The organism is Planctomycetaceae bacterium, assembly GCA_041398785.1.
GTDB lineage: Bacteria > Planctomycetota > Planctomycetia > Planctomycetales > Planctomycetaceae > JAWKUA01.
In genome coordinates this window covers 1-25,570 of the sequence record JAWKUA010000001.1, presented here as the reverse complement: position 1 = coordinate 25,570, position 25,570 = coordinate 1, and the positions used below count along the sequence as shown (strand labels likewise).

Below are 25,570 nucleotides of genomic sequence, written 5' to 3'. Positions count from 1 at the left end.
CGAACAAGATTCTTCGTTCCATGTCCGAGTTCGCGGATTCGTTACCGATCTGGCTGCCTGGCTTGATTGCCATGCTGTTGCTGATTGTGGCTTCGGCGTTCTTTTCAGCCAGCGAAACGGCCTTCTTTTTTCTGTCGCGGGAACAGGTCAGAAAATTCAGTACCGGGCCGCCGCGACAGCGAATGGTAGCGTCGCTGCTGGCTGATCCCGACCGTCTGCTTTCGGCGGTACTTTTCTGGAACCTGCTGATCAATCTCAGCTATTTCGCGGTCGGCATCGTCATCATTCACAAGCTAACCACGCGTGAGTTCTCGTCGGTGGCGGCGGTGTTCGGTGTGGCGAATCTGCTGGGCATCATTGTTGTTGGCGAAGTGATGCCGAAAAGTGTGGCGGTTGTGTATCGGCTGCAGGTGGCTCAACTGGCAAGCTGGCCGCTGGCTGTGGCGGTGGCGGCGCTGGACCCGGTGATTCCGTGGCTGGGCCGGTTCGCCCGCGTGCTGCGGCGCACGTTCTGGCCGCATCTGAAGCAGGAAGCGTCGCTTCACGCGGAGGATCTGGAAAAGGCGGTGGACACGTCCGCGGCGCTCAGCAGCGAGATCCTGCAGATCGAACAGCAGGTGCTGCACAACATTCTGGATCTGAATGAACTCTACGTCGAAGAAGTCATGCGGCCTCGCAGCCATTGCGTCAGCGTAGCGGCGGACGGAACACTGGCCGCTCTGAACACTTCGCTGAAGCACGTCAATTATCTGATGGTGACCGATCCGGATACCGGCGTATTCACAGGAGCGATTTCGCTGAACGGCATCAGCGCTGAATCCGGGCAGACGTTTCAGCAGATTGCGGAACCGGTCATCTACGTTCCGTGGTGTGCGAGCGTCGCTTATGTGCTGGGCGAACTTCAGAACAAGTTTCGCGGAGTCGCGGTGGTTGTTCACGAACACGGCGAAGTCGTCGGAACCGCAACGTATGAAGATCTGCTGGAATCGATGCTCAGCGAAGCACCCAGCCGCACTCGCCGAATGCTGCGTCGGGAACCAATCATCGAAATCGGCGACAACCGGTTTCATGTGGAAGGACTGATAACCCTTCGCTATCTGGCTCGGCGGCTGCGGATTGCGCTGAATCCGGAGGACGAGTCGCTGTACACGCTGTCGGGGCTGTTTCACGACGAACTGGAGCGGCTGCCGGAGGTCGGCGACCGCATTCACTGGCACGGCTGGGTTCTGACGGCGATCAACGTCACGGCGCGCGGGCAGGTGCGAGTTCTGGTGGAACCCGCCAGCCTGGTGATGGCGGCGGAACAGGAAGGGGCGGACTCGTGACACAGTCTCCGTCAGTGGTGCTGTTTGCCGCCGCGATCATTTTTCTGATCGGCATCCGGCTGTCCGCATTTTTCAGCGGCTCCGAAACCGGTTTCTACCGGCTCAGCACGCTGCAACTAATGCTTCAGGTCCAGCGCGGGGATCGCGTTGCCAGACGGCTGCAGATGTTTGTGACGCACCCGGAACGCTTTGTCGCCACGACTCTGGTGGGTAACAACGTGGCCAACTATCTGACAACGGTGGCGATCGGGATGGTGGTCACGGTGATCGTTGTCAGTTCCTCCGGCGCGGCGGAAGTTCTGGCCACGGTGCTGCTGACTCCCGTGATTTTTATCTTCGGAGAACTCATTCCGAAAAGTCTCTACTATCGCGCGCCGATGTCGCTGTTGCGGTCGGGATCGCGGTTTTTTACCTTCTGTTTCTGGGTTTTCCTTCCGATCAGTTATCCGCTGATTCTGGTATCTCGCGCAGTGTCGCGATTCGGGGATCAGGACAACCGGCCGCTGGACATCGTGCTGGGCCGCACTCGGCTGTCGAGCCTGCTGGCGGCCGGTCATCACGAAGGAATTCTGACTCGGCTGCAGAACCAGTTGGCCGAAAACATGATGCGCATCGCGACGGCTCCCGTGGAACTGGCAATCATGCCGCCATCGCAGGTTGTCGGCGTTCCCGAATCGATCTCCCGCGACGAACTGCTGGCTCTTGCCCGGCGCACAAAAAGCGCGTTCGTGATGCTGCACCCCGACGGTCGTCCGGGTCACTGGACGCATTCCGTCCGGATTGCCGACGTCATCGGACTGGCACAGGCTCCGCGGCTGGCCATGAAGCAACTGCCGGCATTTCGCCGCGACACGCCTCGCCTGGAAGTCATGACGGAACTGTTTCAGGACTTCGCATCGTGGGGCGTCGTCGTTGAGGGTGAGCCGGGGAACAGCAACGCTCGCGTCATCGGCGTGATCAGCCGCCAGTCGCTGGCTTCGCAGTTGTTTCGAGTCGTGCAGGCGTCTCCCGCTGAGTTCTCGCTGGTGCCGCCGACATGACGATTCTGAACCTGCAACCTTCGGTCTGTTTGAGTTCGAAGTCCGGACAACACCGTCCGCTGGCTCGGGCGAGTGACTCTGGCAATGCCTGCCGACGCGCATCGGGTTGCACGGGGCTTCGATCATGGCAGCCGCGGATTGATCCTTCGGCGGGCGTTCAATGAATCGTGTGGCTGCACTGTTTCTACTGCTGCTGATTTCCGTCACCTGGCCGCTGTGGTTTGGAACGGACAACTTTCCGACGGTGCCTCTGCTATCCTCGCTGCGCCACGTGGCGCCGGCCGCTGATCGAGCGGTCGCGGTGATTTTTTTCGCGGCCGTTGTCACGATCGTTGTTAAACCCGAAACGGATCGATCAAAGGCAGCTTTCGGCTCGAACGTGGCGGCCATCGTCAGCGGCATTGTGCTGTGCGTGTTGAACCAGCATCGATTGCAGCCGTGGAACGTGCTGTTCCTGCTGATGGCGACGATTCATGTTGTCATCAAGCCGCCCCACCGCATTCGCGTGTGCCGAGTCACTGTGGCGATGATCTACATTTGTGCGGCACTATCCCGGTTCGGGCCGCGAATTGATGAAGGTGTCAGCCGGCAGATTCTGGATCTTGGCTTGAACGCGATCGGGCTGGCCCGGCTGAATCAGTCACCGTTGCTGATTCGATGGACGTGCGCCGGGATGAGCGTGATTGAACTGATTGCGGGACTGCTGCTGCTGACGAACCGCTTCCGAATTTTCGGCGTGGTGCTGGCAATGGCGATTCACGCGACACTGCTGCTGTCGCTGAGTCCGCTGGGTCTGAATCACAACACCGGCGTGCTGCTGTGGAACGCCTTCTTCCTGACGCTGCTGCCGATGCTTCGCGAACGAGACAGCCGCCCGGAAACGGAAGCGGTCCGGTCGGCGCCGGCGATGCCGATGCTTGCGCGAATCGCATTGGTGATTGTTGTTGTGTTTCCGCTGTCGGGTCTGTTCGGAATCGCCGACAACTGGCCGTCATGGCAGTTGTATTCGCCTCGCCCGGAAGTCCTGCGAATCTTCGTTCGCAGCGATGCGATCGGGGAACTGCCGGATTTCGTGAAAACATTCGTCGGCGACCCGGCACCGCTGGACATGTGGTGTCCCGTGCGCATCGATCGCTGGTCGCTGGAAGCAACCGGTGCTCCGATCTATCCGGAAGACCGGTTTCAACTGGGAGTGGCACAGTGGCTGGCGCGGCATCTCAAAGATCCCGGTTCGATCAGGGCGGAACTTGATGCTCCGGAACGACCACTGTGGTGGAAACGACAACATGTGACGTATGCTGATTCAGCACAGGTGCAGCAGGCAGCACAGCAGTTTGTCCTGAATGCCCGGCCGGCAAAAGTTCCTTGAGTCAACTCGGACGTTCCACCCGGATATGGCAACGCACATGAGTCAGCAACCCGACGTTCGGATCATGACGTATGCGTCTTCTCACACGGCGCAGATTGCCAGGGCAGCGCTGGAAGCGGACGGAATCCGCAGTGTCACCGTTGGCGACGACAGCAACGCGTCACACGCTTTGCTGGGTGGCGCGGCTCAGGAGGTTCACCTGCTGGTTTCGAAAGATCAGATAGAACCGGCGCTGGCAATTCTGGAACGGCTCGAACGCGAATGGAGCGGCAATCGGTTCAGCCAGTGGGACAGCGAACGAAATCTGGGCTGGGTCTGCTCCGGCTGCGGGGAAGTCAACGAACACAGCTTCGATGAATGCTGGTCGTGCGAAGCCGTGCGTCCTGCGAATCCGGAACTGGCGCCGCTACCCGATGATGATCAGAAGCCGCGCATCCAAACGACCGAATCCGCTGTCGTGACCAGCAACGAAGCGGACGATTCGCCTTATCGAGTTCCCGCGTCACTGACACTTGGCACTGTCGTCGAAGTCGCGGCTGATGACGGACTGGAACGACGGCTGCTGCGTTCCGTGATCGTCAGCCTGATTGTTCCGCCGCTGTCGATTTACACGTTCTACCTTGTTGGCCGCTGCTTTGCCGCCGGCAGAACCACAACCGCCACATTCTGGATCTGCGCAGCACTTGTGGCGGTGATCTGGATGGTGTTTCTGCTGGTCGTTGCCGTGTTTGTCTGGCGTTGAGAAGAGCTGCCGTCGGCCGTTTCGGCTACACCTGATGCACGGCGAACGTCGTGTCGGGAATCATCTTGTTCATCTCTTCCAGAATTGTGCGGAAGTGACGCTTGCGCAGTTCCGTGCCGATGTTCAGAATGCTGCCCGTGTCGGCCAGATGAGGTGACGTGGACGCGTACTCGTCACCGCGTCCCAGAGTCGATGAGTTGCCGAACGCGTGACCGGCTTCGTGAGGCACGCTTTTGAATCCGGCGGTGCAGACTTTCGGAGTTCCGTTGGTACACGCCGAGTACGATTTCAGTTTGCTGGTATGCAGCTTGATCTTGCGGGCATCCCACTGCACGTAGTTGTGTGGCATATCGCTCGGGTCATTCTTCACTGCGGTGACCTCCCAGTGTTCGTCGCGCAGCACCCACCGGACGTCCAGATTCATCGGCAGCTTCGTCGCGGCGAATTTCTTCGCGAATTCGGACGTGCCGCTCACGCTGAGCTTCACGCGGTTGCTCCACGAAGCCCAGATCTGCTTGTCGACTTCCGCGTGGAACTTCCGCTTCCCGTCCAGATCCCATGCCGGCTGACCGTCCTTGACCTCCCAGATGTACTTCCAGCGCTGCTGAAAGAAGACACGCTTTTCATGGACGATGATGTCGATCACACCCCAGTCGAAATCGTGGACGATGTGCGGCATGAATGATCTCCCTGATTGCGGGTGGAAAACGGGGCGTTTACGTTCGCATTCTCACGCAAAGTCGGATTCGGTTGCGTGAAAATCTTCAGCAGGGACACAAAAAAGGCGGCGGGAACCTTTTCTGTCGGGATGGTCCTGAACCGAAGGAAGAAGTTCCCTTCGCAATGCCGGACATCGTCGGTCGGTCGCAGCGGCACGGCAGATTCGAATGTGAACTGTCGCGCGGACGCTCGCAGCCCTGCGGTTCGCTGCTAATCGTCGCGCAGCAGACGCTGTGTGTCGGCGTCAAAACGGGTCAGGATGTCCGGGTTTGTCGCCGCCGGCGGCTGCATCAGCAGAAGCGGTGAATCGCGGCGGGAGAATGATGAGAAGATCGCCAGTCGATCGCTGTCTGATCCGTTGTGAACTGCTGAGTGCTGGCAGTGAACGTTGAGAATGAACACGGTTCCGGCCCTGCCGATCAGTTGACGTTCAGCCGGATGCGGCCCGCGCAGGTCTCGCTGCCCCTTCATCATCCATGGATTGCGGTGAGAACCGGGGACAACGCGCGTGGCGCCGTTTTCTGACGTGAAGTCGACCAGCGGGCAAATCGCGTGGCAGACATACCAGACTCCCGGTTGCCCCTGACCGCCCCAGTCCGCGTGCAGCGCCTGCTGACCGTGTCCGGGCCGCAGTCCTCGCGAAAAGACGCCCAGCAGCCGGTGCGAGTCTCCCAGGACAGACTTCACAGCGGCGAGCACGCGGGGATGCCGCCACGCGGGATCGAACGTTTCTTCTGCCAGCAACCCGTCCACGATCAGTGTGCCGGCATGCTTTTGTTCCGTCGCGTCGAGCAATTCCCGCAACCTGCGGCGCATTGCCTGTAGCTGCTTTTCGCTGACGATACCTTCCAGCGCCAGGAATCCGTCTTCTTCCAGTCGGCGGCTTTCGTCGGAAGTCAGCGTTGAGCGGAGCTGCATGGCTGGCCTGCCTGTTGCGTGCGGAAATGCGGTGCTCGTGAATGCCGGTGCGTCGGGTGAGGATTTCGGTACGTCAGTCGCTGCGGCGTGCGGGTTCGTTCGATGGCTCCGGCGATCGACTTCGCAGGTCGGAAGGTCCGCGACGAAACGTGTGGCGGCTGTTTGCCGCAAAGCCGGCGTCCGCGTCGAAGTACATGAAGTGAGTGATAGTGATGGAAGCTTTTCGAATTTCGATCAGATTGAAGGAGTTCTTTTCGCGCTCGCGCCCGCGTCCGCGGCGAGACGTGGAGGTGCCGCACTGGCAGATAATGATGCCGCGTTCACGGTGGCGGCCGGGGTAAATGTCCAGAGAATTTCCGATGTACGCGCGATGCAGATGACCTCCCAGAATCATGTCGACATCAAGATCGATGAACCTCATCATCGCACGTTTCGCTTTCGGCATGGTGGAATCGTGCAGGTAGTCGGGAGCCGGAGCGAAGTGATGGTGAGCCACCACGATTCTGGCGGAATCCAGCGGTGCCGCCGTCAGTACCTGCTGTACGGCGTCCAGTTGCCATCTTCGGATTCGTCCGTTACTGATGGCGGAGTGCGGCGCGGTGGAATCGAGTCCCACGAACACGGCTCCGTCGATTTCCAGCACCGGGTTCAGCTCGTCCGAAATGATTTCGCGGTACAATCCGTGAGGGTCCGCGATTCGTTCCTTCACGCGATACAGCGGAACATCGTGGTTGCCGGGAATGACCATCCGCGGAACGTCCGGCAGCCGGGCCAGGAATTCCTTCGCGGCCACAAACTGTTCGCGTTTGGCTCGCTGAGTCAGGTCGCCGCTGACGATGACGGCGTCCGCGTTCAGACCAGGTGCGATGCGAATCAGCGCCTCGCCGACTTCGTGTACGTACGGCGGACCGAAGTGCAGGTCCGAGATTTGCAGGATTGTCACATCCGGCGTTGACTGGTCATTCACAACGGCACCGCAGGTCTGGAGACGGACAAATGATGACAGGGAATTCGTGATGCATGTGCTGCAGCGTCGAATCCTGATCTCACTGATTCTGGTTCTGGTGATCGTGATTCTGGGACTGCTGGCAGGAGAGTATACGTCTTTGCAGTGGCTGATCGAACGTGAGAATCGCCTGCGGAACACTGTCGAACGGCGGCCGGTCGCCGCGTGGGGCATCGGCTTTGTCGCCTATGTCTGCCTGTCACTGATTCCGGGAACGTCGGGGAAGTCGGTCATCTTCGGCTGGCTGTTTGGGTTCTGGTCGGCCGTGCTGATGGTCGATTGTGCGCTGACGGTCGCGGCGCTGTGCACGTTTGCATTCAGCCGCTACGCGCTTCGCAGCTTCGTCGAAGCCCGTTACGCCGAGGTGCTGCAGCGGTGGAAGGAACGGCTGCGGCATGACACCGCGTACTATCTGCTACTGCTGCGACTGATGCATGCTCCGTTCAGCGTGGTCAATTACGGAGCCGGCGCGCTGAACCTGGTACCGACGTCGACGTTCTGGTGGACGACTCAGCTGGGACTTCTGCCGGGAACGATGGTGTTTGTGTTCGCAGGTTCCCGCCTGCCGACTCTGGCTGAACTGGCCGAACGCGGTGTCTGGGAATTGCTGGACGCCCCGCTGATCGGAGCCCTGATCTTCACCGCGGTGATGCCCATTGTTGTTCGTGCGATCAGCCGGACACTTCATCAACCGGAATCGACGGCATGACCACACCTTCGCCAGGCCTGTTGTATGCCGTTGCCGGGACCGTCGCGGCACTGATCGTCGGATCCGTTGTGAGACTCCTGCTGATCCGGAACGCTTCCGCCGAAGTTGCCAGCGCCAGACGGCAGAGTCTGGCAACCTGGTGGATTCTGGTGACACTACTTTGTCTTGCCGTTCTGTCCGGCCTTCCGGGAACGGCAGTGCTGATGGCAATGGCAAGCGGGCTGGGACTGCGTGAGTACCTGCGACTTGCCGGCGGAAGTGAACTGAACCGCGTGACGAAAGCGTGCGCGTTCGGACTGGTCCCGCTGCACTACGGCTCGATTGCCGTCGGCTACAGTGGGATCGTTCGCGTTTTTCTGCCGATGGCTGCCGTCGTGCTGACATCCGTTTTTCAGGTCGCCAGCGGTCCTGTTCGCGGCTACATTCGTTCCACAACGATGGCCGTGTGGGGGATTCTGCTGCTGGTGTACCTGCCGTCGTTCGCATTGTTCCTTTTTGAATTGCCGCTGCCGACGCTTCCGCAGGCGGGAGTGGCCGGCTGGTTCCTGTTTCTGATGATTCTGACGGAAATGGACGACATCGCTCAGGCCATCGTCGGTCGCCGTTTCGGACGGCATAAGATGGTGCCGGCGATTTCTCCGAACAAGTCGTGGGAGGGCTTTTTCGGCGGACTCGCCTGCACGACGGGTCTGGCGATTGTCCTGGCTCCGTGGCTGACCACTTTTCAGAATGGCAGAAGTCCGGTCGGTGGCATCGTCATGTCCGCCGTTGCGGGAGCCGTGATTATGGTCAGCGGTTTTTTTGGTGACATCAACATGTCGGCTGTGAAACGCGACGCAGGAGTCAAGGACGGCAGCCGGCTGCTGCCGGGTCATGGCGGAATGATCGACCGAATCGACAGCCTGACGTTTACAGCTCCCGTGTTTTACGGTTTCGTTCTGGCGGTATGTGTCTGATGGATTCCTCGGACGGCGGTTCTTCACAGCCAGATGCGGTCGGTTCGGGAACCCGTCGCGAAGCTTCGACCGACGAGTCGCAGCCGTGGCGTAACCGCAGGCTGACGATTCCCAACGTCATCTGTGCGACGCGGCTGGCGGGAGCCTTCGTGATGCTGGGTGTGGCGTTTTCGGGTCGGCCGCAGGCATTCGTGACAATGTTCGTGGTGCTGAATCTGAGTGACTTCATCGACGGTCGCATCGCCCGCTGGCTCAATCAGCGATCGGACTTCGGCGCAAGACTCGACAGCCTGGCCGATTCCGTCCTTTACGGTTCACTGTTCATCGGCGGCCTGTACCTGAAGTGGGACGTGCTGCAGCACGAACTGCCGTGGATCATCATGGCATTCGCGAGCTACGCCTTGACCACCGGCTACGGATTGTGGAAATACGGCAAGGTGCCCAGCTACCACACGTACGGAGCCAAGCTGACTCAGTGGCTGCTGCTGTTCGGAGCCGTGGCGCTGCTAATGGAATGGGCCGTCTGGCCGTTTCGAATCGCGGCCACCGCCGGCACGCTGACCAATCTGGAAGCCACCGCAATCACGTACGTGCTGGACGAATGGCGCGCGGACGTGCTGACGATTCGGCACGTGCTGTCACGTCGACGGGAAGGCGTCCGCTGACGTTCAGCTTCAGGGATTCAGCGGAGGTGACGAAGCATCGAAAGCCAGGCTGGCCGGCTTGCTTTCCCTGACCCAGCCATTCGTCTTCAGGACGTCGTTGTTCCCGACCGCGCCCTTTGAAAACATCAGCGACTTTGCAATCGGCAGCACGTGTTCATAGGCGGCACGGACGACCTCGTTGTTGGCGGCGCGATTCAGCATACCTTCGGGATTCCGGGAATTATTCAGCCCGGCGGCCGTTTCATGATGAAACGCCGTGTACAGGTGCCAGCCGCAAAGTTCCCGACGCGTAGACGGTGGCTGCTGACCGATTGTCAGCCCCGCTTCCACCGCCAACTGAGCCGTCTTCCACGCCAGCGGTTCGAAGTTGATCTGGGAGTCAAAGCCAATTTTGCCAACGGCGCCGGCTGCCGCACAGCGCACCAGAATGTCCCGTCTGGTGTCCTGCATGACCTCCGCCATTGCTTCCAGAATGGAGGCCTTCTTCACACCAACGACTTCGCGCGGCACGTTCGTGTGGGTCAGCGCTTCGATCAGGTAGTACTGGTATTCCCATGCCGTAACAGGTTTCTTCAGCTCGGCCACCATTGCGTCGGCCAGCGCCAGCTGCACCTGCGGAACGGCATCAGCTTTCTCCAGAAATCGCTTGATGGAACTGGCGGCTCGCAGCTTGACGACATCCGGTTGTTTTTCGTCTTTCAGAATCCGGATCAGCGCGTCATCGACTTCGTCAAACATCTCCAGCCGCCGCTGAACGGCGCTGGGGCTCAGGGTTTCCATCTCCGGCAGGATGTCGATGGCCAGGGAACGAGCGACCAGATTCCCTTCATTGATGACTTTTTCCAGCAGCGGCAGAGCGACGCGGCAGACCATCTGACGAAACTGCTGCTGGTCCTGCGGATTGGCGATGCTGCGGGCCGCGATGATATCGCGTGACAGGTTGCTGAAGGCGGCGTCCAGATCGCGATAGTTCGCCTGAATATCGGGATCCGACAGAGCGAAAATGCGATATTCCAGGCCGGTCTTCAGAGCATCGAAGTCGGGCCCGGCTTCCCTGTTGGTACCGTTTCGGATGACGGAACGGTAGGTGCGCTCAATCTTTTCGAACTCGCCGGTTACTCCCTTGATGTCCTTTTCCGGATCCGCGGCGACTCCCTTGAGTTCCTTCGTCAGCAGCGAGCCCTTGATTGCTGAAATGTCCTGGACCAGGTGCTTCTGCTGATCCTGATACTTCTTCGCCGCGTCGTCGGGTGGCTGGGCAGAAGCGGTACGACTGATGCACGTCAGCACCAATATCACAACCGCAAGTGGGAAAGCAGCCTCTGCGGATTTTCCACAGCCATGAAAACGGGATTTCAAAGGCATACAGCTCACCGCATCTGCGAGACAACCGTGTCTCTGTCTTGTCTTGTTTCCGACAAACGTGGAGATCATTCCACCGCTGAAGTGCGACGGTGCTTCATGGTGATAAAGCATCGCACTTCCACACCGCGGACGGCACGAAAATGCCTGCCTTTCAGTGCAGGCTATGCAACACAATGACAGGTCAGTCGATTCACGTCCAGAATGAGACGTCCGTACAGCGACGAAAACGCCGGGTTTTTTGTGAAGCCATCCGGCAAGATGCCGAAGGCGGACTCTCCTTCATGATCGTCGCAGCCGGTGTAATCGGAACTGTACCGCGCCGCCGGACTCTCACTTCGGATCGCACCGCTCCTCAACTTCACGCTCAGGACCGAATCGACAACGTGGACAGCAGGCTTTCTGAGACACAGCGCGGGACACATGATCCCGAACCGGCGCGATGTCGCAAAAAAACTTTTGCCACTTGACGGCATCGAATCGGTCACTCGCGGCAAGCCGCTTTCCGCCCACACTTCGCCACGCCGGAACGACACGACCTGTATCGCGGATTACCGTCACGCTTCGGAATGCCGCTCAGTGTTTCGCGGCTGGGAGTGTAGCATCCCGATCCTGGGAAACGGAAGCGCTCAGCGCCACCAACTTTGAACGACCGAAAGGCAGCCACTAGACTCGCCGCGCCGCACACACCTGTCTGGCGCACGTCACCAGGTCTCACGGGCAAGGGTCGAAACGCACCGGAGCTCCGCCTCGTGTCAAAGGACTCCGAAACCAGGCGCAAGCGGCGGGCCAGTAGCATCGCGGATGCGTATCGGCAGGCCCACGAAGTGATGTCGGCGGGAATGTCGATAGCCATCTGCGCAGGCGTCGGCTATTGGCTGGATACAAAGACTGGCTGGATGCCGGTGCTGACAATCATCGGGTCGCTGGCAGGTTGTGTGGCAGCAGCAGTGTCGCTGCGGGATTTGCTGAGGCGGCTGGACAAAGAATCGCAGAAACGCCGCGAACGGCGCAACGACGTTGCGGCATCGAGCGGGCTGCCGGATTCGAATGACAAGGACTCCTGCTCAGAGTGAATCAGGCATCTCGTCCAGGTCTGTTTCCGTCTGTCGCGCTGTTGACCGTGGTGGTTGCGGCTGGCTGGGCAGTTTGTTTCTGGCCGGCGCGGTCGTTGCGGGGTGAGTCGGGGGTCTGGTGGATGTCGATTGCGGCAATCTGTTGTCTGGTGCCCGGCTGGTTGGTTGTGTTCCTTTCGCGACTCGCTATTTTCTCGAACGATCTGAATGCGCTGCTGGTGCAGTCGATGGTTCGGATGTTTTCGGTCGCCACGGCGGCTCTTGTTGTGAAAGAACTTCGTCCGGATCTGGGCGTCGCCGACTTTTTCGGCTGGCTGATAGGTTTCTATCTGCTGGCTCTGGCGACCGAAGTGTGGGTGCTGTTCGGTCGAAGTCGCAGTGTGGCCTGAGGCTGCTCGTTTTTAGATCGTTTTTCTTACCATATCCACTGGCTTAAGTCTGCATGGCTGGCGAAGAGCACCAGGAAGATCTGTTTCATCATGTGCGTGATGCTGCCGGCTTCGATCTGCCAGGCGGACATGCGGATGCGCATGGCCACGGACTGCTGGACATACGGCTCCCTGACACCTTCAACTTTGACATCGGGATATTTTCGTTCGAGCTCACGAAGTTCATGGTGCTGCAGGTTGTTGCGGCAGCAATCGTCCTGTTCGTGTTTTGGGGTCTGGCGCGAAGGATTCGCAGCGGTGAGCCTGTAAAGGGGCGATTCTGGAACTTCTGGGAAGCCATCGCCCTGTTTATTCGAGATGAGGTCGTGCGGCCCACAATTGGCGACGACCATCATGATCACGGGCATGGCGACGGTCACGGCGACCATTCGCATGAGCCAACGGGAGGGCATCCTGCCGACAAGTATCTGCCGTTTATCTGGAGCTGCTTCTTTTACATCCTGATCTGCAATCTGCTGGGGGCAATTCCCTGGCTCGGTTCCGCAACCGGGAACATCAATGTCACCGGTGCGTTGGCCGTGGTCGCGTTTTTTGCCACCGTGACCTATGGGTTTCAGGCAATGGGGCCGGCCGGATTCTTTAATAATATGAAGCCGGAAACAGGTGTTCCGGGTGCTGGCGGGGCCGTGTTGTCCTACGGCATCTTTGGGATTGAGATCTTTGGCTTCTTTATCAAGCACGCGGTTCTGGCTGTTCGACTGTTTGCCAACATCATGGGCGGCCACACGGTGATCGCGGTAATTCTCGGGTTTATTGCCTCGTTTGCCCATGAAGGGGTGGCGATGTGGTCGCTGGTGACCGTGGCAAGCATTTTTGGTCAGATTTTCATTGGTCTGCTGGAGTTGTTTGTCGCGTTTCTGCAGGCGTATGTGTTCGCGTTCCTGTCAACCATTTTTATCGCAATGGCGGTGCATGAACACTGACCCATAGCAGGGCAGGCTTTTCGGGAGTTACGGATCAAAGGCAAAAGGGGTTCGATTAGGGTTTCGTGCTGCGGCGCGTTTCAGATTCCAAGAGGAGTTTCTCGTGAGTCGATTTGTGAAATTGTTCTGTCTGGTCTTTGCGGCCATGTTGGCAACCGCCGTTCCGGCAATGGCTCAGGATGGCGGTACCTCAATCAGCTTCTCAGGCGCCTTCGGGGCCGGGATTGTGATGCTGGGTGCCGGCTGGGGTATTGGCAAGATTGGTGCTTCTGCCGTGGAAAGCATGGCTCGGCAGCCTGAAGTTGCCGGTGACATTCGTGGTGCCATGATCGTTGCGGCCGCTCTGATCGAAGGGGCAACGTTTTTCGCACTCATCGTGTGTATTGCTCGTGGCGGCTAGTCGGCTTCGTGTGTTCCTTTCCGGGTGATGCGAAGTTCGCTGGTTTTCGATCCTGCGGTTCTGCGGTGCGGTCAATGATGTTTCGATACGTTGCATACTCGCTGAAACTCTGTTGCTTCGCGTTTGCGCTGTGCGTCGCGTCGTCGGTTGTGTCCGTATATGCCCAGGAACACGCTGAGAAATCCGAACACGGCGGAGAAGCGGCTTCGGTCGACGGGCATGCCGAGGCGGGTGGCCACGGTACGGCTCCGGGGCCTCCGATGGATCCGAAGGCGGACCTGGCTCTGTGGTCGCTGGTTGTGTTTGTCATCTTTCTGTTCGTGCTGAAAAAGCTCGCGTGGAAGCCGATGATCGAAGGGCTTGATCGGCGGGAAGCCGGGATTCGCTCCGCGATCGCTGAGGCTGAAGAGAACCAGCGGAAGTCACAGGCGCTGCTGGCCGACTACGAAGCCAAACTTCGCGGCGCGGAGCAGACCGTCGCCGACATGGTGGCGGAAGCCAAACGCGACGCCGAACGCGTCAGTCAGGACATCGTCGCGAAGGCACAGGCTGACGTGGAAGCCATGCGGGTTCGAGCGAAGGAAGATATCGGCCGGGCCAAAGATGCGGCTCTGGCGGATGTCTTCACATCGGTCAATCGGCAGGTGGCCGCAGCCACGGAACGAGTGCTCGGTCGGGCCATGAACGACGCCGACCAGGACCGGCTGATCAGCGAAGCACTTCAGGAAATCGGCACGTAGTTTTTGACAAGGCCCTGCGGGGTCGCTGCGTAACGGGCGGGCGGTTGTCCGGCACCGGTCCCGTCATCGGGCGCACCGCTGATACGGCGTGCGGCAATTTTTGAGGTATCCATGTCCGAGCCACTGAAAACTCGACCTGACCACGTGCTGGAAGATCCCGGCGCGAAGGCTGTTGCGAGTCTTTACGCCCGGTCGTATCTCTCGGCCGCAAAGGAAAACGGTGTGGACGACGCGGAGGCCGAACTGGCTTCGTTTGTCGACGACGTGCTGGCCGTGCATCCCGATTTTCGGCAGGTGCTGGTTTCTGATTCCGTGAGCAGAGACGACAAACTTGCCGTGATTGGCCGTTCGGTTGCGCCTCACTGTTCGGAGTTCTTCGCGAACTTTCTGAAAGTACTGGTACGGCACAACCGCATGCAGCTGATCGACGAGATCCGGCAGGTTGTGGTGCAGGTGCGTGAGGAACTCGCCGGCCAGCAGCGGGTGCAGGTGCGGTCCGCCCGGCCGCTGTCTGACCAGTCGCGAGGTCAGATTCGGGATCGATTGAAAGACAAACTCGGGTTCGAGCCAATTCTTCAGGAATCGGTTGACGAATCTCTGATCGGTGGCCTGGTGATTCAGGTCGGTGACACAGTTTATGATTCATCGCTGCGTACTCGTCTGAAAACACTGACGGGTCGTTTGACGGAGAAGACTTTCCATGAAATTCAAAGCGGACGAGATCGCTTCAGTCATCCAGAAGGAGATTGAAGACTTTCGCGGTCAGATTCAGACGGCGGAAGTCGGTCGCGTGATCGAAGTGGGTGACGGCATCGCTCGATGCACCGGCCTGTCCACGGCCATGGCCGGTGAAATGGTCGAGTTCCCCAGTGGCATCACCGGACTGGTCCTGAACCTGGAAGAAAACAGCGTCGGCGTCGTGATTCTCGGGGACTACCTGAAGATCATGGAAGGCGACGAAGTTAAAGCCACCGGGACGCTGCTGTCGGTGCCGGTCGGCGATGCCATGCTCGGGCGAGTTGTGGATCCGCTGGGAAATCCGCTGGACGGCAAAGGTCCGGTCATGACCAGCGAGTCACGGCCCGTCGAACACGAAGCTGTTGGCGTCGCCGGACGGCAGCCGGTGAAAGTTCCGCTGCAGACCGGGATCAAAGCCATCGATTCGATGACGCCCATCGGTCGCGGTCAGCGTGAACTCATCATCGGCGACCGCAAAACCGGCAAGACCGCCGTCGCCATCGACACCATTCTGAACCAGAAGGGTACCGGCGTTAAGTGCATCTACGTGGCGTGCGGACAGCGAGCCGCGTCCATCGCCGGAGTCGTCGAGGTTCTTCGCGAAAACGGAGCACTGGACTATACCATCGTGGTGGCGGCCAGTTCCGCCGATCCGGCTCCGCTGCAGTACATTGCTCCGTATTCCGGAGCGGCGATGGCTGAGCACTTCATGTACAACGGCGAAGATACGCTGGTTGTGTACGATGACCTGTCCAAGCAGGCGATCGCCTATCGCCAGTTGTCGCTGCTGCTGCGTCGTCCGCCGGGACGGGAAGCGTTTCCCGGTGACGTCTTTTATTGCCACAGCCGACTGCTGGAACGAGCCGTCAAGCTCAGCAACGAACTGGGCGGCGGGTCCATGACGGCTCTTCCGATTATCGAAACTTTGGAAGGCGAAGTGTCCGCCTACATTCCGACGAATGTGATTTCCATTACCGACGGCCAGATCTATCTGGAACCGGACCTGTTCTGGAAGGGCGTTCGTCCTGCCATCAACGTCGGTATCAGTGTCTCGCGCGTCGGCGGGAACGCTCAGAATAAGGCCATGAAGAAAATTGCCGGTTCGCTCCGACTGGACCTGGCGGCCTTCCGAGAACTTGAAGCGTTCGCTCAGCTTGGCACCGAACTGGACAAGGCGACTCAGGCACAGTTGGATCGTGGTTACCGCATGGTCGAGCTTCTGAAGCAGCCACAATATGACCCGCTGCACGTGGCGGATCAGGTTATTGTCATTTATGCCGGAGCCAAGGGGTATTTCGACAAAGTTCCCGTGGCAAAGGTCCAGCAGACGGAAAGGGAACTTCTGGACTTCATGCGGTCAGAACATGCTGACGCCCGTGACAAGCTGATTGAAAAGGCGGAACTGACGGAGGAAGTGGAAACAGCGCTGAGGGCCGCTCTGGACGCGTTCCGCAGCCGGACAGCGGCCGCAACCGCTGCGTAAGCACGTCGGCTGCGGGCCGACCGATTACCGCCACCGGGAAGAATGAGTCATTCAGGCTCGTGGCAGTAAGAGTTTCGAAAAGCATCGGTGACCGCCGCGGCCAGTAAAATGTTGAAAAATTCTGACAAACCAGGAGTCGACCAGCCCGCATGGCGCCAGGCCCGGTTTTTCGTGCAACGAAGTCAATCGGGGCTGTTGCTGCATTCATGATGAATCGATGGGGCGTGTGCCACTGGCAGTGCCAGTGACTTCGAGGGTAGAGGGCACTGGCACGGCCAGTGGCACGCATCAAAAAACGAGAGGCATGGCACAACCGCCCTGCGGCTGGCTGAATCCACTAAGACATCAAGCGGCAACACGCCGCTGCATCCGAAAAACTCATGGCCAATCCACGCTTACTTGTTAAACGACTGAAGTCGGTTCGCAATATCCGCAAGATCACGCGGACGATGGAACTGATCGCCACCAGTCGGTTCAAGAGAGCGATGGACCGCGCGTCGGAAGCGGCTGAGTACACGAAGAAGATCTCAGAAATCGTCGGTGATCTCGGACGTGCCGATCTGAAGTTTTCGCATCCACTGCTGGAATCGCGCGCGGAGCAAAAGCGCAGTGTGCTGCTGGTGCTGACGTCCAACCGAGGACTTTGCGGCGGTTACAACGGATCAGTGCTGCGGAACACGATGGCTCACATGCGTGAACTGAAAGCTCAGGGTATCGAGTACTCGCTGGAAGTGTCCGGCAAGCGAGGCATCAAGTTCCTGAAGTTTCAGAAGATCCCTCTGGCTCGCGATTACACACATTTCGAGGATCAGCCCGCGTTTGCCGAAGTGGACGAACTCGGCACCCGCTACGCCGAAGACTACATCGCGGGACGAATTGATCGGCTGGATGTGGTCTACACGCAGTTTGAATCGGCATCCCGACAATATGCCGTGGTGGAGTCGCTGTTGCCGCTTTCCAGCCTGGGTGGAGAACCGGCGGCGGGTAAATCGAGCGGTTCCGGCATCGACTATGAATTTCAGCCGTCGCCACAGGAGATTCTGGAAGAGATCGTTCCGGCGGCATTCCGGGCAAAGTTGTTCAAGTGTTTTCTGGATGCAGCGGTCAGCGAACAAATCGCTCGCATGGTGGCAATGAAGGGAGCCACCGAAAACGCGGACGAAATGGCCGGCAGTCTGAAGCAGCAGTACAACCGGGCTCGACAGGCAAACATCACCTCCGAACTGGCCGAAATCATCGGCGGAGCGGCGGCATTGGAGTAGAAACACAATTCGAAAAGAGACCACGTACGCGAGTCCCCGGAGTGTCATCCAGCCAGCAACGCCGCGTTGGGTGACGAACTCCGGATTGGCATCCGGGGCCTCTCAGCACACGTTTCTGCATGTCCAGCAAACTGTGTGACAAACCCCGGACTTGCGTCGGGGGCTTCCGCAGATGTGCGAGTAACGGCAAGTCCAAGAGCAAAGATTCAAATCAGGCACGAGACAAATGAGCGCCACACTGACCCAGGGCAAAGTTTCTCAGATCATCGGCTCGACGTTCGACGCCGAGTTTCCCGAAGACGCGCTGCCCGAAATCTATAACGCTCTTCAGATCGAAGAGACCGTTAAGGGAATCAAGATCAGAGTCACCGGAGAAGTGCAGCAGCACCTCGGCGGCGGCCAGGTCCGCTGCGTCGCTCTGGGAGGCACAGACGGCATGGTCCGCGGTATGACCGTGACCGACACAGGACAGCCGCTGTCTGTGCCTGTCGGCAAGGGAACACTCGGCCGCGTCTTCAACGTGTTGGGTGACGCGATTGATGGCCGCGGGGAAGTCGAGCACGACGAACGGTGGCCGATTCACCGCCATCCGCCGAAACTGGAGAACCTGTCGGCCAAGACCGAAGTCTTCGAAACCGGGATCAAGGTCGTCGACCTGCTGACTCCGTTCGTCCGCGGCGGTAAGGCCGGACTCTTCGGCGGTGCGGGTCTCGGAAAGACCGTGATTCTGACCGAACTGATCGCTCGAATCGCAAGCGCACACGGCGGCTATTCCGTCTTCGCCGGCGTCGGCGAACGAACTCGCGAAGGGAATGACCTGTGGCTGGAAATGCAGGAAACCAAGATCGGCGATACCGGTCGCTCCGTCATCGAACAGACGTGCATGGTGTTCGGACAGATGAACGAACCGCCGGGTGCTCGTCTGCGAGTTGCCCTGTCGGCTCTGACGATGGCGGAATGGTTCCGTGACGCAACGGGGTCGGACACGCTGCTGTTCGTCGACAATATTTTCCGGTTCAGCCAGGCGGGCTCGGAAGTGTCAGCTCTGCTGGGTCGCATGCCGTCCGCCGTGGGTTACCAGCCGACTCTGGGCACGGAGCTGGGTGAACTTCAGGAACGCATCACGTCGACGAACAACGGAGCCATCACGTCCGTGCAGGCCGTCTACGTTCCTGCCGACGACCCGACCGACCCGGCTCCCGCGACCGCATTTTCCCACCTGGACGCGTTCATTTATCTGGAACGAAAGATTTCCGAAAAAGGTATCTACCCGGCCATCGACCCGCTGGCTTCCTCCAGCCGTATTTTGGACCCGCAGTACGTCGGCGAACGGCACTACGCAGTGGCTCGCCGAGTTCAGCAGACGCTTCAGCGATACCGAGAACTACAGGACATCATCGCCATTCTGGGTGTGGACGAACTGAGCGAAGACGACAAAATGGTCGTGCATCGTGCTCGCCGCATTGAACGCTTCCTGTCGCAGCCGTTCCTGGTCGCGGAAGTGTTCACGGGCAAGCCGGGCAACATTACTCCGCTGGAAGACACGATTCGCAGCTTCGAAGAGATCTGCGACGGCAAGTGGGACCACCTGCCGGAAAGTGCGTTTATGTACGTCGGTGCTATCGAAGAAGCGGAAGCCCAGTACAAGAAGATGCAGGAAGAAGCCGGAGAATAGCCGGTGGCAGGAACCGCCGTCGATCGGGACTGATTTTTCGGCAGTCTGAAGGCGGCGTTTCACCGCTTGTCACAGCATCGACTTCGGATCGCCGAAAAACGATCAACAGGAACTCACAGTGGCTGACCTTCGCCTGGTACTCGTTACACCCGAAACGACGCTGTTCGACCGCCCTGTGGCGTCGATCCGCGTTCCGATGTTCGATGGATCTGCCGGCGTCTATCCGGGCCGCGCGCCGCTGGTCGGACGGCTGGGCGTCGGCGAGCTGAAACTGAACGAGCTTGGCGGCGGAAGCGAGTCGTATTTCATCGATGGCGGTTTCATTCAGGTCAAGGGCGAACAGGTTTCCGTGCTGACAAATTCCGCTCAACCCGTGTCAGAAATCAGCCGCGCCAAAGCGGTCGAGGAAATGACGAAAGCAAGGGCCGAGCGGGTCCGTTCCGACGAAGAATTTGCCGCCAATGCTCACGCTCTGGAACGAGCCAGGAAGCTGGTCAGCATGGCCCGGAAGGATTAGTATCTTGTGCGACGGGACTCCGATCCCGTCGCGACTTACCGACGGGATCGGAGTTCCGTCGTACAGAAACGACAACTCACATGGCGCAGAAATTTGATCCGCGAATTGACGCGTTGGTAATGGAGACTCGAACTCGCTGGGACGATTCCGTCGGCGACCTGTCTGCTGAAGATCGCCGCTGGGTGGCCAGGTCCATTCATGAGCACCCGGAATTCGCCAGCAAGATCCAGTACGAACGCACACACACGGGATTTGCGCGCGAAATCACTGTCACGCTGGAGGACATTCAGCGGTTGTATCTGGCTCGCGAAGAAGCATCGGCCTAGTTATGCCCACGATCAAGTTTGTCAACGAAAAGGTCACTGTGCAGGCTCACGACGGCGAAGATATTCGCTCAGTCGCGAGAAAGAACGGCGTGCAGCTCTATTCCGGGCCGCATAAGGTTGTGAACTGCATGGGGTTCGGACAATGCGGCAGTTGCAATGTGATCATCAGAAACGGGTCACAGAACTGTTCGAAGAGAAGCTTCTTTGAACGGATCGGCAAGTGGATCAACCCCTTGCTCGGACTGAAGATGCTCAGTCATCCCGGCCAGGACGTCCGCCTTGCCTGTCAGACAAAGGTGAATGGCGATGTCGAGGTTGAAACGCATCCGTCGATCAACTGGCACGGTGAGAAATTCTGGAACTGATCTGCACGGCATCGTTCGTCAGTCTACCTCGAGCCACTCCGCTGACGGAGTGGCTCGCTTTGTTTGAAGGGACTCCTCGTGCCGCTTCGAATCGTCCTGTTGGGCACCGGCGAATTCGCGCTGCCTTCGTTCAAGGCGCTAATTGAATCTGACCACGAAGTGGCGGGAATCTTCACTCAACCGGATCGCACCGGTCGCGGGCATCATCGGCATGTCAATTCGGTGAAGCAGCTCGCCGAAGAACACGGCATTCCGGTGTTCCAGCCGCCGCGAGTCAACCGACCCGACGTGCTGGACGAATTGCGTTTGCTGAACGCTGACGCATTCATCGTCGCCGCCTACGGTCAGATTCTGAAGCCCGAGTTCCTGGAAATCCCGCGGCTGGGAGCCTTCAATCTGCACGGATCCCTGTTGCCTCGGCATCGCGGAGCCGCACCGGTGCAGTACTCGATCTGGAAAGGCGATCAGGAAACCGGCGTGACGATCTTTCGGATCGAACCGGCGCTGGATTCCGGCCCGATCGCAGGCGTCGTCGAGACCGAAATTGGCAGCAAAGAAACATCGGGCGACCTGATGCTCAGGCTGGCGGAACTCAGCGCGCCGCTGGCGCTGGACGTCGTCAACCAGCTTGAACACGGCACCGCCAGGTTCGCCCGCCAGAATCCGTCGCTGGTCACGCTGGCTCCGAAAATTCGCAAACACGACGGTGTGATCGACTGGACTCAGTCGCCGCGACAGATCGATTGTCACGTGCGAGCCATGCAGCCATGGCCGAAGGCAGCGACGTGGCTGGTTTCGAAAACCCGCGAACCGCTTCGCTGCATCATTCTCACGACGAATCCCGATCCGCAGAGCCTGCCGGAGAATGTCGCCTCAGGCAGCACGGGCACGGTGTTGCTCGCGGACAAAAGGCTGCTGGTTCAGACCGGCGGCGGCGTGATCGAAATTTGTCGGCTGCAGCCGGATGGAAAAGGGCCGATGGACGCCACAGCATTTCTGAACGGCTACCGGATCAGCGGCGGAATGCAGTTCGGCGGCACGGCCGACACTTCGCCGGCGTGAATGTCGACTCGCAGCGAAATGCGTGTTGCGGTGAAGTGCGGCGGGTGACTCGACGTCACCCGCTGCACGGCTCTGTTCCGGACGCCGAATTCCGGCGAACACCCCGTGACGCTGAATCACGGAGTGCCGCCTTCCAGTCTGCCGTCGCCTGGCTGTTGAACAGGAAACATTCCTGCGCGGTCTACGCGAGCATCGTGTTCGCCAGATCTCCCAGCAGCGTTTCGAAACTTGTCAGCCGCGGTGTCCGCCCAAACAGGGATGTTGTGACATTCAGTGTGTCTCTTCCTGCTCCGCCGCCGGCGATCGTCCGGTTGCCCACCTGACTGTTGCTGACGGTCAACTGGTCATTGCCGGCTCCGAGTTGAATGCGGACAGTATTGCCGACCTGAGAATTCATCACGGTCACCTGGTCATTTCGTCCGAACGTACTGATAGTGGCGTCGTCCGCCACCTGCACCGAATTGACGAAGATCAGATCGATGCCTCCGCCGCCGAAGATTGTGGCGTTGTCACCAACTTCGCCGTTTGTCAGCGTAAGACTGTTGTTGCCGCCTCCCAGCAGTACGTTCAGGTCGTCTGCCACGGAAAACATCTCCCATTGCACGACGTCATTACCGGGGCCGCCAAGAACCGTCGCGTCTCGACCGACCGAACCGCCGGTGACCGTTAATCGGTCATTTCCGGCGCCAAGGTTCACCCGGACATCGTGCCGGACCGAGACACCGGCAATGTTAGCCTGGACCGTGTCGTTTCCGCCGGCCATGTTGATGAACACGTCGTCGATTTCCGCCGGAATTCGGCCGGGAGGAATCACGAGTCGCTGCACCCGGTTTACTGTCGTTCCGTTCGCACCGGAAATCGTAAGTCCCGTATTGTCGAGAGTAATCGAAATCACATTGTCACTGCGGTCACCGGAAATCCGAATGTCCCCCCGGCTGATTTCAACACTGACGTTTCCCGTAAGCAGCAACCGGTCCTCCAGCTTTTCGATGTCGATGGGACCGAAACTGGAAAGGACGCGACGTCGCCGACCGTACCCGCGAAATCCTGTCATCTGCATTCTCCTGAATGACAACTTACCCGCCGCATCGACTCGCTGTCGTTGCGGCCGAAAACCGGGAATGATCCCGCTGGAGAAAACGACACGTTTCCGCCGGTTCATCGATCATTGGACCTACCGGGCGGACACGGTCAACTCCACGGCGAAATCGACGATCGCAGCGGTGTCCCGCCACGTTCGAGAACGGAATTTCCGGACACCTCGTGAGTTGTTCGCCGACGGCATGTACCATTCGTCGATTCGCGTTTGATACGTCCGGATGCAGTTGGCCGTGACCGCGTGATGCGGCGAATCAAAAGGCCCGCAGGCTGCACGAAGACCGCCCTGCCCGCTATCGACGGAAGGATCGCAGTGAGAACCACAAGTCGACAATGCTGTCCAATGGCAGCCTGCCTGGCTGTGCTGCTGCTGACAGCCGGCTGCGATTCCACCGATGCGCCGGCCGACCGACATGCCCTGCCGTCGTCAACCGCCGATGGAGCGGCCGGAAAGGCAAGCGTCGTTCGCTCCCGCGATCCGTCAACGGCTCAGCCCTCCCCGTCGTCGGAAACTCCCCGGGCGGCAGCGACGTCAGAGAATGTTGCCGACGAGAATGTTGCGGAAGAGGCAGACAATTCAGACTTCCGTCCGCTGCAGTTGGGAATTCATACCGGTGCAGGTTTCGACACGCGGAAGGCTGCCCGACCACAACAATCGGAATCTGACCAGCAAGCCGACGTCATCATCCGCAAGCTGAAACCGCTTCAGGTGCTGCTGGGAAAATGGCGAGGCACGACGCGCCGTGAATTCGAGGGATTTAAGGCCATGGATTCCCACGAATGGATCTGGGATCTGCAGACAGATCCTTCCCGTCCGGCACTGACGCTGAATTCGGACCGAAGCCCTTACCTGAGACAGGCAAGGCTGACGTGGGACAGCAACCGCGACGTTTTCGTGCTTGAGGTGACCGACGGTGAAAACGTGACGCGTCAATTGACGGGGGACTTCACGGAACCCGTTCACGAAATTGTGGGCACGGACGATAAGCTGCACCGCGTTTTTCGTCTGGAACTGAACGAAGTCGAAAGTTCGCAGGAAGCGGAAGCCTGGCAAATCGCGTTCGCTCAGCAGGAAAACGACCGCTACCTACTGGAAGTTGGACGCCGCCGTGGAACCGCTCCGTTTCGGCGCTACGACACAGTATCGACTCAGCGTGAAGGGACATCATTTGCCATCAGCGACGCTGGCTATGGTGACAAGACCTGCATCATTTCTCAGGGTCTGGGCACAATTTCCGTATCGTACCAGGGGCGTTCCTACTGGGTGTGCTGCAGCGGCTGCAAAGCCGCATTCGACGCCGACCCGGAAAAGTGGATTGCACGAGCGGAAAAGCAAAAGACTGCGAATCGATAACTGCCGGACATGACTCTGGTGCCTCGCCCATCGTGTGCCGCCAGATGTCAGATCGAATTCCCCGACTGCCGCGCTTGCACGGCACCGCTCCGCCGGGCATACTTCCGACCCGCTGCCGGGCACCATTCGACTGGCGGCCATCGTGTGCATCCATTCCGGGCGATTAACTCAGTTGGCTAGAGTGCTTCCCTTACAAGGAAGAAGTCGGGGGTTCGAGTCCCTCATCGCCCACTGGAAAATCAGTGTTTTCAGGCTTCACTGCCGGTGTCTCCACCCTATACTCACCCTAAATCGGGGCGAAATGAGGGAAATCATGGGACGCCAGGCAAGACCGTATTACCGACATCACGAAGGCGCATGGTTCGCGACAATTAACGGTCGTCCGCGCCAACGGCTGATTTCCGGCAGGAATACTGCAAAGGATCGAAAGCGGGCGGAGGAGGTGTTCGAACGGCTCCGGGCCGCGGCTTCCGTCCCCGCGGACTCGGATCAGTGTGCCGTGATCATGGATGCGTATCTGGACTATTCGCTTGAGCACCATGCGGCGTCCACCTACGAACTCAAGAAGCATCACCTGAACCTCTTCTCTGCGTTCGCCGGTCGGATAAAGATCCGGGAACTGATCCTCAACCACGCCACGCGGTTCCTGTCCACGCGGAAGTCATGGTCGGCGCAGTCCAAAGCAACGTTCGTTCGCGATCTGAAAGCATGCTTTAACTGGGCACGTCGGGAAGGCCTGATTTCGTCGAATCCGTTTTCGGATCTCCGAAAACCGCACACCGAGTCACGGCAGTCAACGTTGAGCAGGGATCAGCTAGCACTGATTCTCAGGTCGGCGAACCCCTCTTTCCGCCGATTCCTGCATGCGTTGCGACACACCGGAGCCCGGCCCGGGGATATTTCGAAGGTCACTGCCGCTGACTTCGACGAACAGAATTCGTGCTGGGTGCTTCAGCAGCACAAGACACGACGCCATACCGCGAAGCCAAAGATCATCTGGCTGACGCCCGTCATGGTCAGAGCTACGCAACAACTGATCCTGCACTATCCATCAGGGCCAATCTTTCGAAACGAATCCGGCGCGCCATGGAACAGGAATCACATCGCCCAGACGTTCCGACGACTCAAGCAGCGACTCGGTATGGACGATGATTCTGTGCCCTACAGCCTGCGTCATACGTTTTGTACCGATGCCCTTGAGGCGGGAGTGCCAATTATACTGGCCGCGGCGAACACTGATGCTTTCTGCACGTCTTAACCCACGAGCCCGAACGCCTCATTCCTACCCGT

At 59.1% G+C, this 25,570-nt stretch carries 27 protein-coding genes and 1 tRNA gene; 23 read left to right on the top strand and 5 right to left on the bottom strand.

The annotated features are described in order from the left end of the window. Nucleotides 1-20: 20 nt before the first annotated feature. The 4 genes from R3C19_00140 (at nt 21) to R3C19_00125 (ending at nt 4,476) form a co-directional block, all read left to right on the top strand. Complete coding sequence (locus R3C19_00140) at nt 21-1,325, top strand: CNNM domain-containing protein (GenBank protein ID MEZ6058750.1); 1,305 nt, start codon at nt 21-23, stop codon at nt 1,323-1,325. Beyond that, the gene (locus R3C19_00135; GenBank protein ID MEZ6058749.1) at nt 1,322-2,365 is read left to right on the top strand and encodes a DUF21 domain-containing protein; all 1,044 of its coding nucleotides are present in this window, start codon (nt 1,322-1,324) and stop codon (nt 2,363-2,365) included. Before R3C19_00140 ends, R3C19_00135 begins: the two co-directional genes overlap by 4 nt. A 160-nt stretch (nt 2,366-2,525) precedes the next feature. Further along, on the top strand, nt 2,526-3,734 hold the full coding sequence (locus R3C19_00130; protein ID MEZ6058748.1) for a hypothetical protein: 1,209 nt from the start codon (nt 2,526-2,528) through the stop codon (nt 3,732-3,734). A gap of 37 nt (nt 3,735-3,771) precedes the next feature. Then, nucleotides 3,772-4,476: a hypothetical protein gene (locus R3C19_00125; GenBank protein ID MEZ6058747.1), complete on the top strand. Its 705-nt coding sequence runs from the start codon at nt 3,772-3,774 to the stop codon at nt 4,474-4,476. A 25-nt stretch (nt 4,477-4,501) separates the two neighbouring features. On the opposite strand, the gene R3C19_00120 is transcribed toward R3C19_00125, so the two are convergent. The 3 genes from R3C19_00120 to R3C19_00110 all read right to left on the bottom strand — a co-directional run bounded on the left by R3C19_00120 (nt 4,502) and on the right by R3C19_00110 (nt 7,081). After that, nucleotides 4,502-5,155 (bottom strand): hypothetical protein, encoded by a 654-nt coding sequence (locus R3C19_00120; protein MEZ6058746.1) that lies wholly within the window; start codon nt 5,153-5,155, stop codon nt 4,502-4,504. 251 nt (nt 5,156-5,406) lie between these two features. Then, nucleotides 5,407-6,114, bottom strand: coding sequence for a phytanoyl-CoA dioxygenase family protein (locus R3C19_00115; protein ID MEZ6058745.1), 708 nt, complete (start codon nt 6,112-6,114; stop codon nt 5,407-5,409). 73 nt (nt 6,115-6,187) lie between these two features. Beyond that, nucleotides 6,188-7,081: a metallophosphoesterase gene (locus R3C19_00110; protein MEZ6058744.1), complete on the bottom strand. Its 894-nt coding sequence runs from the start codon at nt 7,079-7,081 to the stop codon at nt 6,188-6,190. A gap of 49 nt (nt 7,082-7,130) precedes the next feature. Here R3C19_00110 and R3C19_00105 point away from each other — a divergent pair, with 49 nt between their 5' ends. The 3 genes from R3C19_00105 to R3C19_00095 are packed head-to-tail and all read left to right on the top strand — an operon-like array spanning nt 7,131 to nt 9,450. Further along, nucleotides 7,131-7,829, top strand: coding sequence for a VTT domain-containing protein (locus tag R3C19_00105; GenBank protein ID MEZ6058743.1), 699 nt, complete (start codon nt 7,131-7,133; stop codon nt 7,827-7,829). Continuing rightward, a complete protein-coding gene (locus R3C19_00100) occupies nt 7,826-8,785 on the top strand; it encodes a phosphatidate cytidylyltransferase (GenBank protein ID MEZ6058742.1) in 960 nt (319 codons plus the stop codon). The genes R3C19_00105 and R3C19_00100 overlap by 4 nt, the downstream gene beginning before the upstream one ends. Continuing rightward, complete coding sequence (locus tag R3C19_00095) at nt 8,785-9,450, top strand: CDP-alcohol phosphatidyltransferase family protein (protein ID MEZ6058741.1); 666 nt, start codon at nt 8,785-8,787, stop codon at nt 9,448-9,450. The genes R3C19_00100 and R3C19_00095 overlap by 1 nt, the downstream gene beginning before the upstream one ends. A gap of 9 nt (nt 9,451-9,459) precedes the next feature. Here R3C19_00095 and R3C19_00090 read toward each other — a convergent pair whose 3' ends face one another. Then, nucleotides 9,460-10,740: a hypothetical protein gene (locus R3C19_00090; GenBank protein ID MEZ6058740.1), complete on the bottom strand. Its 1,281-nt coding sequence runs from the start codon at nt 10,738-10,740 to the stop codon at nt 9,460-9,462. A gap of 824 nt (nt 10,741-11,564) precedes the next feature. Here R3C19_00090 and R3C19_00085 point away from each other — a divergent pair. The 13 genes from R3C19_00085 (at nt 11,565) to fmt (ending at nt 21,828) form a co-directional block, all read left to right on the top strand. Continuing rightward, complete coding sequence (locus R3C19_00085; GenBank protein ID MEZ6058739.1) at nt 11,565-11,888, top strand: AtpZ/AtpI family protein; 324 nt, start codon at nt 11,565-11,567, stop codon at nt 11,886-11,888. Between the two features lie 122 nt (nt 11,889-12,010). Beyond that, entirely contained in the window at nt 12,011-12,277 is a 267-nt protein-coding gene (locus R3C19_00080) for a hypothetical protein (protein ID MEZ6058738.1), read from the top strand. Nucleotides 12,278-12,330: 53 nt separating this feature from the next. Next, a complete protein-coding gene (atpB, locus tag R3C19_00075; protein ID MEZ6058737.1) occupies nt 12,331-13,260 on the top strand; it encodes a F0F1 ATP synthase subunit A in 930 nt (309 codons plus the stop codon). A 103-nt stretch (nt 13,261-13,363) separates the two neighbouring features. Beyond that, nucleotides 13,364-13,660 (top strand): ATP synthase F0 subunit C, encoded by a 297-nt coding sequence (gene atpE / locus R3C19_00070; GenBank protein ID MEZ6058736.1) that lies wholly within the window; start codon nt 13,364-13,366, stop codon nt 13,658-13,660. 74 nt (nt 13,661-13,734) lie between these two features. Then, nucleotides 13,735-14,400, top strand: a complete 666-nt coding sequence (gene atpF / locus R3C19_00065; protein MEZ6058735.1) for a F0F1 ATP synthase subunit B — start codon at nt 13,735-13,737, stop codon at nt 14,398-14,400. Between the two features lie 111 nt (nt 14,401-14,511). After that, nucleotides 14,512-15,150, top strand: coding sequence for an ATP synthase F1 subunit delta (gene atpH / locus R3C19_00060; GenBank protein ID MEZ6058734.1), 639 nt, complete (start codon nt 14,512-14,514; stop codon nt 15,148-15,150). After that, entirely contained in the window at nt 15,101-16,621 is a 1,521-nt protein-coding gene (gene atpA / locus R3C19_00055; GenBank protein MEZ6058733.1) for a F0F1 ATP synthase subunit alpha, read from the top strand. The genes atpH and atpA overlap by 50 nt, the downstream gene beginning before the upstream one ends. Nucleotides 16,622-17,001: 380 nt before the next feature. After that, nucleotides 17,002-17,883 (top strand): ATP synthase F1 subunit gamma, encoded by an 882-nt coding sequence (gene atpG, locus R3C19_00050; protein MEZ6058732.1) that lies wholly within the window; start codon nt 17,002-17,004, stop codon nt 17,881-17,883. Between the two features lie 226 nt (nt 17,884-18,109). Next, the gene (atpD, locus tag R3C19_00045; GenBank protein ID MEZ6058731.1) at nt 18,110-19,558 is read left to right on the top strand and encodes a F0F1 ATP synthase subunit beta; all 1,449 of its coding nucleotides are present in this window, start codon (nt 18,110-18,112) and stop codon (nt 19,556-19,558) included. Between the two features lie 118 nt (nt 19,559-19,676). Next, nucleotides 19,677-20,075 carry a F0F1 ATP synthase subunit epsilon gene (locus R3C19_00040; protein ID MEZ6058730.1) on the top strand — a complete coding sequence of 133 codons (399 nt, stop codon included), beginning with the start codon at nt 19,677-19,679 and terminating at the stop codon, nt 20,073-20,075. A gap of 80 nt (nt 20,076-20,155) precedes the next feature. Next, nucleotides 20,156-20,401, top strand: coding sequence for a hypothetical protein (locus R3C19_00035; GenBank protein ID MEZ6058729.1), 246 nt, complete (start codon nt 20,156-20,158; stop codon nt 20,399-20,401). Between the two features lie 2 nt (nt 20,402-20,403). Next, nucleotides 20,404-20,766: a 2Fe-2S iron-sulfur cluster-binding protein gene (locus R3C19_00030; GenBank protein MEZ6058728.1), complete on the top strand. Its 363-nt coding sequence runs from the start codon at nt 20,404-20,406 to the stop codon at nt 20,764-20,766. 78 nt (nt 20,767-20,844) lie between these two features. Then, nucleotides 20,845-21,828 (top strand): methionyl-tRNA formyltransferase, encoded by a 984-nt coding sequence (gene fmt / locus R3C19_00025; protein ID MEZ6058727.1) that lies wholly within the window; start codon nt 20,845-20,847, stop codon nt 21,826-21,828. Between the two features lie 181 nt (nt 21,829-22,009). Here the strand turns inward: fmt and R3C19_00020 are convergent, their stop codons facing one another. Then, nucleotides 22,010-22,882, bottom strand: a complete 873-nt coding sequence (locus tag R3C19_00020; GenBank protein ID MEZ6058726.1) for a hypothetical protein — start codon at nt 22,880-22,882, stop codon at nt 22,010-22,012. Nucleotides 22,883-23,239: 357 nt separating this feature from the next. On the opposite strand from R3C19_00020, the gene R3C19_00015 reads away from it, so the two are divergent. From R3C19_00015 to R3C19_00005, 3 genes are all read left to right on the top strand, one after another. Beyond that, entirely contained in the window at nt 23,240-24,280 is a 1,041-nt protein-coding gene (locus tag R3C19_00015; GenBank protein ID MEZ6058725.1) for a hypothetical protein, read from the top strand. A 157-nt stretch (nt 24,281-24,437) separates the two neighbouring features. Further along, nucleotides 24,438-24,511, top strand: a tRNA-Val gene (locus tag R3C19_00010). A 70-nt stretch (nt 24,512-24,581) separates the two neighbouring features. Next, the gene (locus R3C19_00005) at nt 24,582-25,538 is read left to right on the top strand and encodes a tyrosine-type recombinase/integrase (protein ID MEZ6058724.1); all 957 of its coding nucleotides are present in this window, start codon (nt 24,582-24,584) and stop codon (nt 25,536-25,538) included. Nucleotides 25,539-25,570 lie beyond the last annotated feature (32 nt).

Coding starts and splice junctions, on each gene's coding strand:
- R3C19_00140 (MEZ6058750.1), top strand. CDS start 21: ATGTCCGAGTTCGCGGATTCGTTACCGATCTGGCTGCCTGGCTTGATT.
- R3C19_00130 (MEZ6058748.1), top strand. CDS start 2,526: ATGAATCGTGTGGCTGCACTGTTTCTACTGCTGCTGATTTCCGTCACC.
- R3C19_00125 (MEZ6058747.1), top strand. CDS start 3,772: ATGAGTCAGCAACCCGACGTTCGGATCATGACGTATGCGTCTTCTCAC.
- R3C19_00120 (MEZ6058746.1), bottom strand. CDS start 5,155: ATGCCGCACATCGTCCACGATTTCGACTGGGGTGTGATCGACATCATC.
- R3C19_00115 (MEZ6058745.1), bottom strand. CDS start 6,114: ATGCAGCTCCGCTCAACGCTGACTTCCGACGAAAGCCGCCGACTGGAA.
- R3C19_00105 (MEZ6058743.1), top strand. CDS start 7,131: ATGCATGTGCTGCAGCGTCGAATCCTGATCTCACTGATTCTGGTTCTG.
- R3C19_00100 (MEZ6058742.1), top strand. CDS start 7,826: ATGACCACACCTTCGCCAGGCCTGTTGTATGCCGTTGCCGGGACCGTC.
- R3C19_00095 (MEZ6058741.1), top strand. CDS start 8,785: ATGGATTCCTCGGACGGCGGTTCTTCACAGCCAGATGCGGTCGGTTCG.
- R3C19_00080 (MEZ6058738.1), top strand. CDS start 12,011: ATGTCGATTGCGGCAATCTGTTGTCTGGTGCCCGGCTGGTTGGTTGTG.
- atpB (MEZ6058737.1), top strand. CDS start 12,331: ATGGCTGGCGAAGAGCACCAGGAAGATCTGTTTCATCATGTGCGTGAT.
- atpF (MEZ6058735.1), top strand. CDS start 13,735: ATGATGTTTCGATACGTTGCATACTCGCTGAAACTCTGTTGCTTCGCG.
- atpH (MEZ6058734.1), top strand. CDS start 14,512: ATGTCCGAGCCACTGAAAACTCGACCTGACCACGTGCTGGAAGATCCC.
- atpA (MEZ6058733.1), top strand. CDS start 15,101: ATGAAATTCAAAGCGGACGAGATCGCTTCAGTCATCCAGAAGGAGATT.
- atpG (MEZ6058732.1), top strand. CDS start 17,002: ATGGCCAATCCACGCTTACTTGTTAAACGACTGAAGTCGGTTCGCAAT.
- atpD (MEZ6058731.1), top strand. CDS start 18,110: ATGAGCGCCACACTGACCCAGGGCAAAGTTTCTCAGATCATCGGCTCG.
- R3C19_00035 (MEZ6058729.1), top strand. CDS start 20,156: ATGGCGCAGAAATTTGATCCGCGAATTGACGCGTTGGTAATGGAGACT.
- R3C19_00030 (MEZ6058728.1), top strand. CDS start 20,404: ATGCCCACGATCAAGTTTGTCAACGAAAAGGTCACTGTGCAGGCTCAC.
- R3C19_00020 (MEZ6058726.1), bottom strand. CDS start 22,882: ATGACAGGATTTCGCGGGTACGGTCGGCGACGTCGCGTCCTTTCCAGT.
- R3C19_00005 (MEZ6058724.1), top strand. CDS start 24,582: ATGAGGGAAATCATGGGACGCCAGGCAAGACCGTATTACCGACATCAC.